The organism is Nocardiopsis coralli (genome assembly GCF_014892575.1).
GTDB lineage: Bacteria > Actinomycetota > Actinomycetes > Streptosporangiales > Streptosporangiaceae > Nocardiopsis > Nocardiopsis coralli.
The window spans coordinates 137,457-153,179 of the sequence record NZ_JADBGI010000005.1; the positions used below are offsets into that span (position 1 = coordinate 137,457).

14 protein-coding genes are annotated in these 15,723 nt (G+C 68.8%); 12 read left to right on the forward strand and 2 right to left on the reverse strand.

Annotated features, from left to right (window positions below; genetic code table 11):
* Window positions 1–190 precede the first annotated feature (190 nt).
* From IDM40_RS07130 to IDM40_RS07145, 4 genes are all read left to right on the forward strand, one after another.
* Window positions 191–754 carry a ClpP family protease gene (locus IDM40_RS07130; RefSeq protein WP_193121124.1) on the forward strand — a complete coding sequence of 188 codons (564 nt, stop codon included), beginning with the start codon at window positions 191–193 and terminating at the stop codon, window positions 752–754.
* Window positions 755–803: 49 nt separating this feature from the next.
* Entirely contained in the window at window positions 804–1,463 is a 660-nt protein-coding gene (locus IDM40_RS07135) for an ATP-dependent Clp protease proteolytic subunit (protein WP_193121125.1), read from the forward strand.
* A gap of 161 nt (window positions 1,464–1,624) precedes the next feature.
* Complete coding sequence (clpX, locus tag IDM40_RS07140) at window positions 1,625–2,905, forward strand: ATP-dependent Clp protease ATP-binding subunit ClpX (RefSeq protein ID WP_193121126.1); 1,281 nt, start codon at window positions 1,625–1,627, stop codon at window positions 2,903–2,905.
* Between the two features lie 107 nt (window positions 2,906–3,012).
* Complete coding sequence (locus IDM40_RS07145) at window positions 3,013–3,654, forward strand: hypothetical protein (RefSeq protein ID WP_193121127.1); 642 nt, start codon at window positions 3,013–3,015, stop codon at window positions 3,652–3,654.
* A gap of 9 nt (window positions 3,655–3,663) precedes the next feature.
* On the opposite strand, the gene IDM40_RS07150 is transcribed toward IDM40_RS07145, so the two are convergent.
* Complete coding sequence (locus IDM40_RS07150; RefSeq protein WP_193121128.1) at window positions 3,664–4,371, reverse strand: DUF305 domain-containing protein; 708 nt, start codon at window positions 4,369–4,371, stop codon at window positions 3,664–3,666.
* Between the two features lie 267 nt (window positions 4,372–4,638).
* Between IDM40_RS07150 and IDM40_RS07155 the strand changes: the two genes are divergently transcribed.
* From IDM40_RS07155 to IDM40_RS07170, 4 genes are all read left to right on the forward strand, one after another.
* Window positions 4,639–6,018, forward strand: a complete 1,380-nt coding sequence (locus tag IDM40_RS07155) for an LVIVD repeat-containing protein (RefSeq protein WP_193121129.1) — start codon at window positions 4,639–4,641, stop codon at window positions 6,016–6,018.
* A 203-nt stretch (window positions 6,019–6,221) separates the two neighbouring features.
* On the forward strand, window positions 6,222–7,622 hold the full coding sequence (locus IDM40_RS07160; RefSeq protein WP_193121130.1) for an LVIVD repeat-containing protein: 1,401 nt from the start codon (window positions 6,222–6,224) through the stop codon (window positions 7,620–7,622).
* Between the two features lie 117 nt (window positions 7,623–7,739).
* Entirely contained in the window at window positions 7,740–9,137 is a 1,398-nt protein-coding gene (locus IDM40_RS07165; protein ID WP_193121131.1) for an LVIVD repeat-containing protein, read from the forward strand.
* A gap of 102 nt (window positions 9,138–9,239) precedes the next feature.
* Window positions 9,240–10,616 (forward strand): LVIVD repeat-containing protein, encoded by a 1,377-nt coding sequence (locus IDM40_RS07170; RefSeq protein ID WP_193121132.1) that lies wholly within the window; start codon window positions 9,240–9,242, stop codon window positions 10,614–10,616.
* A 46-nt stretch (window positions 10,617–10,662) separates the two neighbouring features.
* On the opposite strand, the gene IDM40_RS07175 is transcribed toward IDM40_RS07170, so the two are convergent.
* Window positions 10,663–11,913, reverse strand: a complete 1,251-nt coding sequence (locus IDM40_RS07175) for a folylpolyglutamate synthase/dihydrofolate synthase family protein (RefSeq protein ID WP_193121133.1) — start codon at window positions 11,911–11,913, stop codon at window positions 10,663–10,665.
* Window positions 11,914–12,027: 114 nt separating this feature from the next.
* Here IDM40_RS07175 and IDM40_RS07180 point away from each other — a divergent pair, with 114 nt between their 5' ends.
* The 4 genes from IDM40_RS07180 to mreB all read left to right on the forward strand — a co-directional run bounded on the left by IDM40_RS07180 (window position 12,028) and on the right by mreB (window position 15,723).
* Window positions 12,028–13,416 (forward strand): bifunctional folylpolyglutamate synthase/dihydrofolate synthase, encoded by a 1,389-nt coding sequence (locus IDM40_RS07180; RefSeq protein ID WP_193121134.1) that lies wholly within the window; start codon window positions 12,028–12,030, stop codon window positions 13,414–13,416.
* A gap of 32 nt (window positions 13,417–13,448) precedes the next feature.
* Entirely contained in the window at window positions 13,449–13,790 is a 342-nt protein-coding gene (locus tag IDM40_RS07185) for a DUF4233 domain-containing protein (protein WP_193121135.1), read from the forward strand.
* A gap of 226 nt (window positions 13,791–14,016) precedes the next feature.
* Complete coding sequence (gene ndk / locus IDM40_RS07190) at window positions 14,017–14,421, forward strand: nucleoside-diphosphate kinase (RefSeq protein WP_193121136.1); 405 nt, start codon at window positions 14,017–14,019, stop codon at window positions 14,419–14,421.
* 267 nt (window positions 14,422–14,688) lie between these two features.
* Complete coding sequence (gene mreB, locus IDM40_RS07195; RefSeq protein ID WP_193121137.1) at window positions 14,689–15,723, forward strand: rod shape-determining protein; 1,035 nt, start codon at window positions 14,689–14,691, stop codon at window positions 15,721–15,723.

The following is a 15,723-nucleotide window of genomic DNA, read 5'->3' on the forward strand; positions in this document are numbered from 1 at the left end:
CCCAGACCACAGCGCCGGGCCACATGCGCTCAAAGCGAACAGCCTCGGGATCCGTGCGTCCGCGGTGCATGTCGGCGTTAGTGTCTGGGGTATCGCAGCCGTTTCGATTCCGGAGCAGGTGACGAGAGTGCCGCCGATTGATGAGTCCACGTTCGACGCTCGTACGTCGGACCCGCAGCTTTCCCCTTTTATGGAGCAGACGCCTCAGCGCCTGTTGCGCCAGCGAATCGTTTTCCTCGGGCAGCAGGTCGATGACGAGATCGCCAACCGCCTCGTGGGTGAACTCCTGCTGCTGTCCGCCGAGGACCGCCAGCGGGACATCACGATGTACGTCAACTCGCCCGGTGGTTCTGTGACCGCCGGTATGGCGATCTACGACGTCATGCAGTACATCCCCAACGACGTCCGGACCGTGGGTATCGGTCTGGCCGCGTCCATGGGCCAGATGCTTCTGTGCGCCGGTGCCCCGGGCAAGCGTTACGCCCTGCCGCACACGCGCGTCATGATGCACCAGCCCTCCGGTGGTATCGGGGGCACGGCCTCCGACATCCGCATCCTGGCGGACCAGCTTCTCTACGTGAAGAAGATGTTCCTGGAGCGGGTCTCCCACCACACCGGCCAGCCGCTCGAGCAGATCGAGAAGGACGCCGACCGGGACCGTTGGTTCACTGCCCAGCAGGCCCTGGAGTACGGCTTCATCGACGAGGTCCTGGAGGGGTCCCTCGACGTGACCGGGGACCGGAACCAGAGTTGAGCCCGTCGTACCTTGTTCCAGGAACGGCGCAGTGCGTGGAAGGCGTGAAATGACCGAGTTCAACCCGAGCAGTCTCATCGGCGGCATGGCCCCCTCGGCTCCGCAGAGCCGCTACGTCCTGCCGTCCTTCACCGAGCGGACGTCCTACGGCGTCAAGGAGATGAATCCGTACAACAAGCTCTTCGAGGAGCGGATCATCTTCGTCGGCGTCCAGATCGACGACGTCTCGGCCAACGACCTGATGGCGCAGCTCATCACGTTGGAGCAGCTCGACTCCGAGCGCGACATCCAGATGTACATCAACTCCCCGGGCGGGTCGTTCACGTCGCTGATGGCGATCTACGACACCATGCAGTTCGTCCGTCCGGACATCCAGACGGTGTGCATCGGCCAGGCCGCGTCCGCCGCGGCGATCCTGCTGGCCGGCGGGACCAAGGGCAAGCGCGGTGCGCTGCCCAACGCGCGGATGATGATCCACCAGCCCGCCACCGAGGGCATGCACGGCCAGGCCAGTGACATCGAGATCCAGGCCAACGAGATCACCCGGATCCGCCAGCAGCTCGAGGAGACGCTGGCCAAGCACACCGGGCGTACGGTCGAGCAGGTCTCGGACGACATCGAGCGGGACAAGATCCTGACCGCGGAAGAGTCCGTCGAGTACGGTCTCATCGACTTCGTGCTCCCCTACCGCAAGGCTTCCCTGAAGTAGGGTGCACGGGCGACACGAGCGCCGAACCGGGCCGGTTCCTGACCCGCCTGTGGCAATCCGGTGGTGAAGCCGGTCCGGTTCGTCGCTTAGTCTGGCGAAGAGCGACACACAGATCGCCTCGCCCGCCGGGCGGGGTGGCCTTAGTTTTGAGGAGTGGCTGGGTGGCACGCATCGGCGACGGCGGGGACCTGCTGAAGTGCTCGTTCTGTGGCAAGAGCCAGAAGCAGGTGAAGAAGCTCATCGCTGGCCCCGGTGTGTACATCTGCGATGAGTGCATCGAACTGTGCAACGAGATCATCGAAGAGGAACTCGCCGACGCCACCGACCTCACCTGGGACTCCCTTCCGAAGCCCCGTGAGATCTACGAGTTCCTCGACTCCTACGTGATCGGCCAGGACCGCGCGAAGAAGGCGCTCTCCGTGGCCGTCTACAACCACTACAAGCGTGTGCGTTCGGAGGGTGAGCGGCCCGGCGACGAGGACGTCGAGATCGCCAAGTCCAACATCCTCCTGCTCGGCCCGACGGGTTCGGGCAAGACGCTGCTCGCGCAGACGCTCGCCAAGATCCTCAACGTCCCCTTCGCGATCGCCGACGCCACGGTGCTGACCGAGGCCGGTTACGTGGGCGAGGACGTCGAGAACATCCTGTTGAAGTTGATCCAGGCCGCCGACTACGACGTCAAGAAGGCCGAGACCGGGATCATCTACATCGACGAGGTCGACAAGGTCGCCCGCAAGAGCGAGAACCCGTCGATCACCAGAGACGTCTCCGGCGAGGGTGTGCAGCAGGCGCTGCTGAAGATCCTGGAGGGCACGACCGCGAGCGTGCCTCCGCAGGGCGGGCGCAAGCACCCCCACCAGGAGTTCATCCAGATCGACACCACCAACGTGCTGTTCATCTGCGGTGGTGCTTTTGCCGGTCTGGACAAGATCATCGACTCGCGCACGGGCCAGCAGGGCATGGGCTTCAACGCGGAGCTGCGCCCCAAGAGCGAGGTCGACAGCAGCGAGGTCTTCGCCGAGGCGATGCCCGAGGACCTGCTCAAGTTCGGCATGATCCCGGAGTTCATCGGCCGCCTGCCGGTGATCACGAGCGTGCACGACCTCGACAACCCGGCGCTGATCCGGATCCTCACCGAGCCGAAGAACGCCCTGGTCAAGCAGTACCAGCGGCTCTTCGACCTCGACGACGTGGAGCTGGAGTTCTCCGAGGACGCCCTGTCCGCGATCGCCGAGCAGGGCATCATCCGCGGTACCGGCGCCCGCGGCCTGCGCGCGATCATCGAGGAGGTCCTGCTCTCGGTGATGTACGAGGTGCCCAGCCGCGAGGACGTGGGCCAGGTGATCATCACCCGCGAGGCCGTCGAGGAGCACGTGAACCCGACGATCGTGCCCCGCAACCAGCTCGGTGACGACGACGGGCAGCAGGAGAAGTCGGCCTAGCCTGCCACCCCGAGAACGACCGAGCGCCCGTCCCCGCACCCGGGGGCGGGCGCTCGTGTGCGTCACGTCTCAGGTGAGCGGCGCCCCTGATCGGGTAGGGGCGTTCCATGCCCCCTGAGCCCCCTCACCCCCTCCGCCGCCGGTTCATCGAGTTCCAGATCCGTGCCCGGGCCCGCCCCGGCAGAACCGCGGTCGTGCAGGGCATCCTCAGCGGATTCCTGTTCGCGCTCTTCTGGTTCGCGGCGATGTGGTTCGACCTGGTGCCGAGCGAGAGTTTCGATTCGGCCGTTGAGGCCGGTTTCTGGGCCCTGGCCATGGGGGTGGCCTTCGGGGCGACGATGGGCGGATGGTTCGCCTGGTACGCACGCCGGGCCGACCCCGAACCCCTGGTGGCCGGAACCCGCGCGGAGGACGTCCTCGCCGCCCGGAGGCAACTGGAAGGGGGCCACCTCGGCGGTCCACCGGAGATCGACCGCCTCACCGTGCAATTCGCCCGCCAGATGCTCCGTATGCCTTGGTGGCCGCGGACCTCGGGGGTGTTCTTCGCGCTCATGGCGATGCTCAACTGGACCCTGGTCGCACTGAGCGAGGGTTCCTGGATCCACCTCGCCGGGGCCGTCATGTTCACCGTCGGGGTGGTGTCTCTCTACTTCTGCAACCGCTGGGTGGTGCGCAGACGGGCTGCAGCGGAGGAGGTCCTGGCCCTGGCCGACACCGGTGAAGCACCGCCGGCCCCGGAGCAGGGCTGAGCCGGGCGGTCAGCCCTCCTCGAGGATGCGCTCCATGCGGGAGATCTCGGTGTTCTGCTCGGCGATGAGGTCGTTGGCCATCTCCAGGACCTGGCGGTCGCTGCCGTCGGCCATGACGTCCTCGGCCATGGTGACCGCGCCCCGGTGGTGCTCACTCATGAGCTCCACGAAGAGCTGGTCGAAGTCGTCGCCCTCGGCCGACTCCAGGCGCTCGAGGTCCTCCTCGGAGACCATGCCCTCCATGTCGTCGTGGTCGACGTCGAGCACGCACTCGGCGACGTCCTCGCCCTCCGCGTGGTGGTCCCCGTCGCCCTCGAGACCACAGAAGTTCTGGTGGGCGGGGTTCTCGCGGGCCGGGGCGAAGACGTTCTCCTCCAGCCAGCTCTCCATCGCGGTGATCTCCGGTTCCTGCGCCGCCGAGATGCGGTCGGCGATCCGCTCGATGCCGTCGCGCTCGTGGCGGTCGGGGACCAGGTCGGTCATCTCCAGGGCCTGCGTGTGGTGCTCGATCATCATCACGAGGTAGTCGACGTCGGCCTCGTTGTGGCCCTGCTCCTCGGCGAGCGCGGCGATCTGTTCCTGGGTGGCGGGTGAGGAGGACTCCCCGGGGGCGCCGGGGGCGATGACGTTGGCGGACTCCTGGTCGGCGTCGTCGGTGCAGGCGGTCGCGGCGAGCAGGACGAGGGCCGATCCGGTGGCGAGTGCGAGGCGGCGCACGAGGTGTCCTCCAGGGGTGGGGGCGGGCGCGGGCGCAGGGCCCGCGGTGTCGGCCGTGTGCGACACCCTGCGGGGTTTTCTACTCAGTCCGCGGGTGTTTTGTCCAGCCCTGGGTTCCGGTGGCGCGTCCCCGTCGAGGCGGGGCCACGTGTGCACCCTTACGTCATCAGATGTCCGATCTCGGTGTTTCGCCTGGTCTGTGGCCTGTGCGGTGAGTACAACACAAAGTAGTCAAAAGACTGCTTTCTGTGTTTTTCGGGGGTGGGTATGGGGGTCGTACCAGGGCGCGGAGAACGCTCCGCGGTGCACCGGGCGGCGACAGCGTCGGTGTTGGTCCTGTTCGCCGCGGCAGGGGCCGCGCCGGGCGCGTGGGCCGCGGACGGGGTCGAGACCGGCGGGGGAGTGGTGCACCTGGCCAACGTCCCCAAACAGCCGGGCCTGGACAGCGAGCCACAGTTCAACTCCGACCTCGCCTTCAGCGGTGACTACGCCATCGGAGGCAACTACGACGGGTTCACCGTCTACGACATCTCACAGCCGGAGGACCCCCAGGTGGTCTCCACGGTGGTGTGCCCCGGCGGACAGGGCGACGTCACCGTCAGCGGGGACCTGCTCTACTTCTCCGTGGACTACCCGCGGGCGGGCGAGGAGTGCGGTGACGCCGAGGTCCCCGCGTCCGACCCCGACGGGTTCGAGGGGATGCGGATCTTCGACATCTCGGACAAGGCCGACCCCGAATACGTGAAGGCGGTGCGCACCGACTGCGGTTCGCACACCAATACGCTCGTGCCCGGGGAGGACGGGACCGACTACATCTACGTGTCCTCGTACTCGCCGTCGGAGAACTTCCCGAACTGTCAGCCGCCGCACGACAAGATCTCGATCATCGAGGTGCCCACGGCCGACCCCGCCTCGGCCGAGGTGGTCAACGAACCCGTGCTGTTCCCGGACGGCGGCCACGAGGAGACCACCGGCTGCCACGACATCACCGCGTACCCGGAGAAGAACATCGCGGCCGGCGCCTGCATCGGCGACGGCATCATCATGGACATCACCGACCCCGTGAACCCCGAGGTCGTCGAACGCGTCCAGGACGAGAACTTCGCCTTCTGGCACTCGGCCACCTTCACCGACGACGCGAACAACGTCGTCTTCACCGACGAGCTCGGCAGCGGCCACGCGGCCACCTGCGACGAGGAGACCGGTCCCGAACGCGGCGCCAACGCGATCCACTCGCTCGACGACAGCGGGGAAAGCCCGAACCTCGAATTTCGGAGCTACTTCAAATTGCCGAGGCACCAGTCCGAAACTGAGAACTGTGTGGCGCACAATGGTTCGCTCATTCCGGTTCCGGGCGGTGACTTCTTCGTGCAGGCCTGGTACCAGGGCGGGGTCTCGATCATCGACATGAGCGACCCCGACAACCCCGAGGAGATCGGGTACTTCGACCGCGGGCCGTGGGACCCCGACCAGCTCAGTACGGCCGGATCGTGGTCGGCCTACTACTACAACGGCCACGTGTACTCCTCGGACATCCAGCACGGGCTCGACGTCCTGCGCCTGACCGACGAGCGCACCCGGGGCGCGGAGGAGATCGTCATGGATGAGTTCAACCCGCAGTCCCAGCCCGTCTACGACCAGGGCTGACACCGCTCCGCGGCAGAACCGGCGGCCCGGGGGCGCAGGGCGTTCCCGGGCCGCCGCCGTTGTACCTGGACGCAGTGGACTGTCCGTTCGGCCCATGAGAACGCCGTGTTAAGAACAAGGTTTCTTTTGTTCCCCCCTATACATTTTGATGTTGAACTGTGTACGTTCTTCCTGTTTAGCTCCATTCGGACTCAGGAGTACGCATGGCGTCTTCCCCCGGTTCCCCCAGACGTCGACACTCCGGCGCCCTCAAGGGGGCCGCCACCCTCGCGGCGACCGCGCTCGCCCTCTCGGTGCTGGGCCCTGCCTCGGCCGGCGCCGACGAGACCGCCTTCGAGAGCGACGCCGAGACGAGCCCCAACCTCACGCACGTGGCCAACGTGCCCAAGTCCGAGGCCATGGACGCCTGGAATTCCGACCTGGCGTTCACCGGCGACTACGCCATCGGCGGCAACTACAACGGGTTCACCGTCTACGACATCTCCGAGCCCGAGGACCCCCAGGTCGTGTCCGAGGTGGTCTGCCCGGGCGGCCAGGGCGACGTGTCGGTCAGCGGCGACCTGTTGTACTTCTCCGTGGACTACCCGCGCGCCGACGAGGAGTGCGGCGCGCCGGAGGTGCCCACCACGGACCCCGACGGTTTCGAGGGGATGCGGATCTTCGACATCTCCGACAAGGCCGACCCCGAGTACATCACCGCCGTCGCCACGGACTGCGGTTCACACACCAACACCCTGGTCCCGGGCAAGGACGGCGAGACCGACTACATCTACGTGTCCTCGTACTCGCCTTCCGAGGACTTCCCGAACTGTCAGCCGCCGCACGACAAGATCTCGGTGATCGAGGTCCCGCTGGACGACCCCGCCTCGGCCGAGGTCTCCGGCGAACCCGTGCTCTTCCCCGACGGCGGCCACGAGAGCACCACCGGGTGCCACGACATCACGGCCTACCCCGAGGAGGACGTCGCCGCCGGTGCGTGCATGGGCGACGGCATCCTCATGGACATCAGCGACCCGGCCGAACCCGTCGTGACCGAGGTGGTCCAGGACGACAACTTCGCGTTCTGGCACTCGGCGACCTTCACCAACGATGGCGGCACGGTCCTGTTCACCGACGAGCTCGGCGGCGGTACCAGCCCTATCTGCACCGATGCCCACGACGAGACACAGGGCGCCAACGCGCTCTACACGGTCGCCGGTGAGGCCGACGACCCGGAGCTGGAGTTCGCGAGCTACTACAAGATCCCCCGCGAACAGACCGACACCGAGAACTGCGTGGCCCACAACGGCTCGCTCATCCCGGTTCCCGGGCAGGACTTCTTCGTCCAGGCCTGGTACCAGGGCGGCGTCTCGGTCATCGACTTCAACGACCCGGCCGACCCGCAGGAGATCGGCTGGTTCGACCGCGAGCCCATCGACGAGGACGAGCTGGTGCCCGGCGGGTCGTGGTCGGCCTACTACTACAACGGCTACGTCTACTCCTCCGACATGGAGCGCGGACTCGACGTGATCCGGCTGGACGACCCCCGCCTCCGCCCGGCCGAGGACGTCACCTACGACGAGTTCAACCCGCAGTCCCAGCCCGAGTACCGACCCGGGCGCTGACCCCGCAGACCCCCGCCCCGCGCCGGCCCCCACGAGCCGGCGCGGGAAGGCGGGAGGGGCGAGCCGTGTGCCTCGCCCCCGTCCCCCACCCGACCCGCTAGTACACCTGGAGCTCCCATGCCCCCACTGCTCCGCGGACGCCGCCGCGGCGCGGGCGCCCTCGCCACGGCGGCCGCGGCCACGCTCTTCCTCGGGCTGGTGGGCCCCGCGGCTGCCCACGCCGACGAGGCCCCCTCCGACGACGTGACGAGCAGCAACGTCGACCACATCGCCAACGTGCCCAAGCCGGCGGCGGTGAGCAGCACCAACTCCGACCTGGCCTTCACCGGCGACTACGTGATCGGCGGCAACTACGACGGTTTCGTCATCTACGACGTGTCCAGCCCCGACGACCCGCAGATCGTCTCCGAGGTCGTGTGCCCCGGCGGGCAGGGCGACGTCACCGTCAGCGGCGACCTCGTCTACTTCTCCGTGGACTACCCCCTCGCCGACGAGGAGTGCGGTTCGCCCGAGGTGCCGGTGACCGACCCGGACGGTTTCGAGGGGATGCGGATCTTCGACATCTCCGACAAGGCCAACCCCGAGTACGTCTCCGCCGTGCGCACGGACTGCGGTTCGCACACCAACACCCTGGTGCCGGGCGAGGACGGGACCGACTACATCTACGTCTCCTCCTACGCCCCGTCCGAGGAGTTCCCGAACTGCCAGCCGCCGCACGACAAGATCTCCATCATCGAGGTCCCGCTCGACGACCCCGCCTCGGCCGAGGTGGTCAACGAGCCCGTGCTGTTCCCGGACGGCGGCAACGAGGACCAGGAGAACCTCCTGCGCCCCACCGAGGGCTGCCACGACATCACCGCCTTCCCCGAGGACGACATCGCGGCGGGCGCGTGCATGGGTGACGGCATCCTCATGGACATCAGCGACCCGGTCGAGCCGGTCGTGACCGAGGTGATCCAGGACGAGAACTTCGCGTTCTGGCACTCGGCGACCTTCACCAACGACGCCGGGACCGTGCTCTTCACCGACGAGCTCGGCGGCGGTGGCGCCCCCACCTGCACCGAGGAGATCGGGCCCGAGCACGGCGCGAACGCGATCTACACGATCGAGGGCGAGGCCGACGACCCGGCGCTCGAGTTCGCCAGCTACTTCAAGATCGACCGCCACCAGGGCGACGAGACCTGCGTGTCCCACAACGGCTCGTTGATCCCCGTCGAGGGCCAGAACTACTTCGTGCAGTCCTGGTACACCGGCGGCGTCTCGATCATCGACTTCAACGACCCGGAGAACCCGCGCGAGATCGGCTACTTCGACCCCGACTCCCGCATCGACCCGGACATCGAGGACGGCAGCAGCTGGTCGGCGTACTACTACAACGGCCACGTCTACTCCTCCGACATGAGCCGCGGGCTGGACGTGCTGTACCTCGACGACCCGCGCCTGCGGCCGGCCGAGGACGTCACCTACGACGAGTTCAACCCGCAGTCCCAACCCGTGCACGGGCCCGGGCGGTGACCTGCACCCCCGCATGACTCCCCGGGGCGCCGCGCACCGCGCGGCGCCCCGCCGTCACGTGTGCGTCCCCGCGCACACGCCCCCGCGAACAGGACGGACCCCATGAGACCCTTCCCCCGACCACGCGCGCTCGGTCGCGCGGCCCTGGCCACCGCCTCTGCGGCCCTGCTGTCGGCCGGCCTGCTGGCCCCCGCCCACGCCGACGATGAGCCGCCCGCCGACGAGATCATCAGCGACAACCTCGAACACGTCGCACACATCGACAAGCCCGAGGCGGTCAGCGACACCAACTCGGACCTGGCCTTCACCGGCGACTACGCCATCGGCGGCAACTACGACGGCTTCGTCGTCTACGACATCTCCGAGCCCGAGGACCCGAGCATCGTCTCCGAGGTCGTGTGCCCCGGCGGGCAGGGCGACGTCACCGTCAGCGGCGACCTGCTCTACTACTCCGTCGACTACCCGCGCGCCGACGAGGAGTGCGGTTCGCCCGAGGTGCCGGTGACCGACCCGGACGGGTTCGAGGGGATGCGCATCTTCGACATCTCCGACAAGGCCAACCCCGAGTACGTCTCCGCCGTGCGTACCGACTGCGGTTCGCACACCAACACGCTCGTTCCCGGCAAGGACGGGGAGACCGATTACATCTACGTCTCCTCCTACGGGCCCTCGGAGGAGTTCCCGAACTGCCAACCGCCGCACGACAAGATCTCCATCGTCGAGGTCCCGCTCGACGACCCCGCCTCGGCTGCGCTCCTGGACGACCCGGTGCTGTTCCCCGACGGCGGGCACGAGACCACCGAGGGCTGCCACGACATCACCGCGCTGCCCTCGGAGGACATCGCCGCGGGCGCGTGCATGGGTGACGGCATCCTCATGGACATCAGCGACCCCGCGGAGCCCGTGGTCACCGAGGTCATCCAGGACGAGAACTTCGCCTTCTGGCACTCGGCCACGTTCACCAACGACGCGAAGAACGTCCTGTTCACCGACGAGCTCGGCGGTGGTGGCGCCCCCACCTGCACCGAGGAGATCGGACCGGAGCGCGGCGCCAACGCCATCTACACCCTCGACCTGGACAACGAGGGCGAGGCCATGGAGTTCGCGAGCTACTTCAAGATCGACCGCCACCAGGGCGACCAGGTCTGCGTCTCGCACAACGGCTCGCTGATCCCCGTGCCCGGGCAGGACTTCTTCGTGCAGTCCTGGTACCAGGGCGGCGTCTCGGTCATCGACTTCAACGACCCCGAGGACCCGCGCGAGATCGGCTTCTTCGACGCCGACTCCCGTGTCGAGCCCGACGTCGAGGACAACGACAGCTGGTCGGCGTACTACTACAACGGCTACGTCTACTCCTCCGACATCGAGCGCGGCCTCGACGTCCTGAAGATCACCGATCCGCGCCTGCGCCCGGCGGAGGACGTGGTCTACGACGAGTTCAACCCGCAGTCGCAGCCCGTCTACGAGCCCGGACGCTGACACCGGGGGGCGGGGGTGGGACCGCACGGGCCCGCCCCCGCCGCACTCACCCGCGGCCGAACAGGGTGTCGGTGGGTGCCTCCACGGCCTCCAGCACCCGCCCGGTGAAGTAGACGGTGCCCAGCGCCAGCACCCGGTCGCCCAGCGCCGCGACGGCCCCCGGGGTGACCGCGTCGGCGTCGATGCGGGACCAGTGGTCGGGCAGCGCGTGGTCGAAGCGCAGGTGCGCCTCGGGCAGCCGCACGGCTGTGACGCGGAGTCCGGCCAGGGCCTCCTCGGCCCCGGCGACGTCCTTGTGGTCGGGCAGGCACAGCAGCACGTGGTCGACCCCGCCCCACACCGCGCGGGCGTGCGCGAGCGCGGCCGCCACCCCCTCGCCGTTGATCGCCGAGTCCACGATCACCTCGCCCGCGTGGCCGGGCACCGGGTGGCGGGAGAGGCGGGCCGGGAGCCGCACGCTCTCCAGGACCCGCGTGAGCAGGCCGTCCGGCGCGCGGTCCTCGCCCAACAGCCCCAGCATGCGGTCGGCCGCGGCCACACCCAGGACCCCGGAGGCGGCGGACAGCCCGGGCGGGCGCAGGTCCGGCGGGGGCCAGGCGTCCTGCGTGTCCGGGTCGACGGTCTCCGCCCGTACCGCGTCCCCGGTCGCCTCTGCCAGCGCGTCGCCGATCGCGTCCTCCACCTCGGAGGTCTGGGGCAGGCTCACCAGCGACTGCGTGTGCACCCCCGCGACCCCGGCCTTCTCGCGCGCGATCTCGGGGACCGTGTCGCCCAGCACGCCCAGGTGTTCGCCGAAGACCTTGCCCATCGCCACCACCTCGGGGCCGATGAGTCGGAGCTCGTCGCGGTGGCCGCCCATGCCGGCCTCCAGCACACACACCCGGGCACCGGTGTTGCGGGCGTGCAGCAACCCCGCCATCAGGAACATCCCGCTGGGCGCCAGGTACCCGCCGAACTCCTCCACCGGGGGCAGTGACAGGCGGCCCCGGTCCAGCTCCGAGGCCAGGCCGGCCAGCTCCTCCTCGGTGACCGAGGTGCCGTCGTGGCGCACCCGCTCCCGGTAGGAACGGAAGCTCGGCCCGGTCACCAGCACGTTCCCGATCGCGGCCGCCGACAGCGCCGCCGACGCGTAGGTCGCGGTCGTGCCCTTGCCCTTCGACCCGACCACCCCCACGACGGGCACACGGGGACGGTCCAGTCCCAGCTCCCGCAGGAGCGCGTCGGCACGGTCCAACGAGCGGCGCTGACCGGGGCGGCGGGCGGACCACTCGGCGAAGAACGGATCGAGTCGCGGCATGCCCCCAGTATGACCGGTGCGAGATCGGCCACCGAACCCGTGGCCCCGGGCGGTGCCGCAGGTGGCGGCACGTAAACTGGCGGCCGTGTACACGCCGACGAGCATCGAGAAGCCATGACCGAACCGAGCGTCCACGAGCGCTACGCCGAGGTCACCGCGGAGATCATGTCCCGCGCACCCGAGTCGGAGATCGACCCGACCCTGGAACGTGTGCGGACCCTGCTCGACCTGCTGGGTGACCCGCAGCGTTCCTTCCGCGTCATCCACGTCACCGGCACGAACGGCAAGACCTCCACCGCCCGCATGATCGACGCGCTCGTGCGGGCCCGGGGACTGCGGGTGGGCCGGTACACGAGCCCGCACCTGCGCACCGTGCGCGAGCGCATCGTCGTGGACGGTGAGCCGATCTCCGAGCAGGCCTTCGTCGAGGCCTACGAGGACATCCGTCCCTTCGTCGACATGGCCGACTCCATGAGCGACATCCCGTTGTCGTTCTTCGAGATCCTCACCGTCCTGTCCTACGCCGTCTTCGCCGACGCACCGGTGGACGTGGCCGTGGTCGAGGTCGGCATGGGCGGGCGCTGGGACGCCACCAACGTCGTGGACGGCGACGTTGCGGTGCTGACCCCGATCGCCGTCGACCACACCGAGTACCTGCCCGACAGCCCCGAGGGCATCGCCGAGGAGAAGGCCGGCATCATCAAGCCGGGTTCGATCGCGGTGGTGGCCCAGCAGCCGCTGCCGGTGGCCGAGGTCCTCATGGAGCAGGCCGCCGAGATCGGCGTGACCGTGGCCCGCGAGGGACCGGAGTTCGGTGTGGCCGCGCGCGAGGTCGCGGTCGGCGGGCAGCAGATCGCGATCAAGGGCATCACCGCCAACTACGAGCAGATCTTCCTGCCGCTGTTCGGCGAGTACCAGGCGAGCAACGCCGCCGTGGCCGTGGCCGCGGTCGAGGCCTTCTCGGCGGGCACCGGCGACGGCCCGGCCCTGGACCCGGAGGTCGTGGGGGAGGCCCTCACCGGCACCGAGGCACCCGGCCGACTGGAGGTGGTGCGTACCAGCCCCACCATCGTCGCCGACGCCGCACACAACCCGGCAGGCATGATCGCCACCGCCGAGGCCGTGGAGGAGGCCTTCTCCTTCAGCCGGCTCGTCGGCGTGGTCGCGGTCATGGCCGACAAGGACGTCGAGGGGATCCTCGAACCCCTCGAACCGCTCCTCGACCACATCGTCGTCACCCGCAACTCCTCACCGCGCTCACTGGACACCGAACGCCTCGCCCAGATCGCCGAGGAGGTCTTCGGCGAGGACCGCGTCCACACCGCGCCCCGCCTCGACGACGCCATCGACCGGGCCGTGGGCCTGGCCGAGGACGGCGCCGAGTTCGGCGGGGCCGGTGTGCTGGTCACGGGCTCCGTGGTCACCTCCGGGGACGCCGTGCACCTGCTGCGCGGCTCCGCGGACGAACGCGGCTCCACCGAAGAGCGCGATTCCGACTCATAGCGGCCCCACCCCAACAGACGAAGGGAAACCCCGTGCGTACAGTCGCGGCTGTCGTCCTCGTGTTCGAGGCCATCGTCATCGGCCTGGCCGTCCCGGTGGCCATCAACCTCGGAGGGATCGCCCCGGGCCTGGCCGCGGGCCTGTGGGGCGGCATGGCCCTGGCCGCGCTGGTCCTGGCGGGGCTGCAACGCCACACCTGGGCGCACTACGCGGCCTGGGCGCTGCAGGCGGCCGTCCTGTTCAGCTCCTTCTGGGTGGACGGGATGATGCTGGCCGCGATCGTGTTCGCCTCGCTCTGGGTGGTCGGCGTGATCATGGGTCAGCGGATCGACGACCGGGCCGCCGCGATGAAGGCGGCAGAGGCCGGTTCGTGAGGCGGCGCCGAACCGCCTGTCCCCAGCACGTCGTCGCAGGAAACGCGATAGTCTGACGCCGGTCGCGGGTTCTAAGCCGACCGGCGCGGTGGTCACCCCCTCCCGTGTCGCGGCGGGCCTGCGGCACCCAGCCGATCCCTTCCTTCTTCCGCGTGCGTACGACGCCGTGGGCGGGTTCCCGTCCGCGTGCGCCACGCGGAGTCATCAGTGAGGAGTTGACACGCACGTGGAGCGCACTCTCGTTCTCATCAAGCCCGACGGTGTCCGCCGCAACATCGTCGGCGAGGTCATCTCGCGCATCGAGCGCAAGGGCCTGAACATCGTCGCGATGGACATGCGCACCCTGGACGCCGACACGGCCAAGACCCACTACGAGGAGCACGCCTCGCGCCCGTTCTTCGGGTCGCTGGTCGAGTTCATCACCGGTGGTCCGCTGGTGGCCATGGTCGTCGAGGGCGAGCGCGCCATCGAGGCCTTCCGGGCCCTGGCCGGGGCGACCGACCCGGTCACCGCCGCGCCCGGCACCGTCCGCGGTGACTTCGCGCTGGAGGTCCAGCAGAACATCGTGCACGGCTCGGACTCCACCTACTCCGCCGAGCGCGAGATCAAGCTGTTCTTCCCCGACCTGTAGGTCGGAGTGCGGCCCGTGGGCCGCACCGACGCCGCCCTGCGGTGGAAGCCTGAACCCGGCCGGGGCGTGGCCACCACGCCCCGGCCGACGTGTCTCGGGCTGCGCCGGGCCGTGTCTTCAGGGGCGAGGCAACAATTCGGAGTGTTTCCGTAACGGGCTAAGTGCAGGCCGTTACCCTATGTGGGAATCAATACCCAACGTGCCGGATCGACTACGTATGGTCGCACCGTGCAACCACGTCCGACACGGCGCCTCTGAGGACGTTACATGCCGAACAACCTTGCTTTTCTCGGCCGGGACATGGCCGTGGACCTTGGAACCGCCAACACGCTCGTCTACGTGCGCGGGCGCGGCATCGTTCTGAACGAGCCCTCGGTGGTCGCGGTCAACACGTCCACCGGAAAGATCGTCGCGGTCGGCATCGAGGCCAAGCAGATGATCGGCCGCACGCCCACCAACATCTCCGCCATCCGCCCGCTCAAGGACGGCGTCATCGCCGACTTCGAGATCACCGAGCGGATGCTGCGCTACTTCATCCAGAAGATCCACCGGCGCCGGCACTTCGCCAAACCGCGTGTCATCGTCGCGGTTCCCAGCGGCATCACCTCGGTCGAGCACCGTGCCGTGAAGGAAGCCGGATACCAGGCCGGGGCACGCCGGGTCTACATCATCGAGGAGCCCATGGCCGCCGCGATCGGCGCCGGGCTCCCCGTCCACGAACCCACCGGCAACATGGTCGTGGACATCGGCGGCGGCACCACCGAGGTCGCCGTCATCTCCATGGGAGGCATCGTCACCTCCCAGTCCATCCGGGTGGGCGGCGACGAACTCGACCAGGCCATCGCGACCTTCGTCAAGAAGGAGTACTCCCTGATGATCGGGGAGCGCACCGCCGAGGAGATCAAGATGGCGATCGGCTCGGCCTACCCCACCTCCGCCGAGGAGGTGCACGCCGAGGTGCGTGGCCGAGACCTGGTCAGCGGTCTGCCCAAGACCGTCGTCATGTCCGAGTCCGACGTCCGACAGGCCATCGAGGAACCGGTCACCGCCATCATCGACGCGGTCAGAACCAGCCTCGACAAGTGCCCGCCGGAGCTCTCCGGCGACATCATGGACCGCGGCGTCGCCGTCACCGGCGGCGGCGCTCTGCTGCGCGGGCTCGGCGACCGGCTCCTGCACGAGACCGGGATGCCCATCCACCTGGCCGACAACGCACTCGACTCCGTCGCGGTGGGTTCGGGCACGTGCGTGGAGAACTACGAGCGTCTGCACCAGGTCCTCGTCCCGGAACGGCGGCGGTGA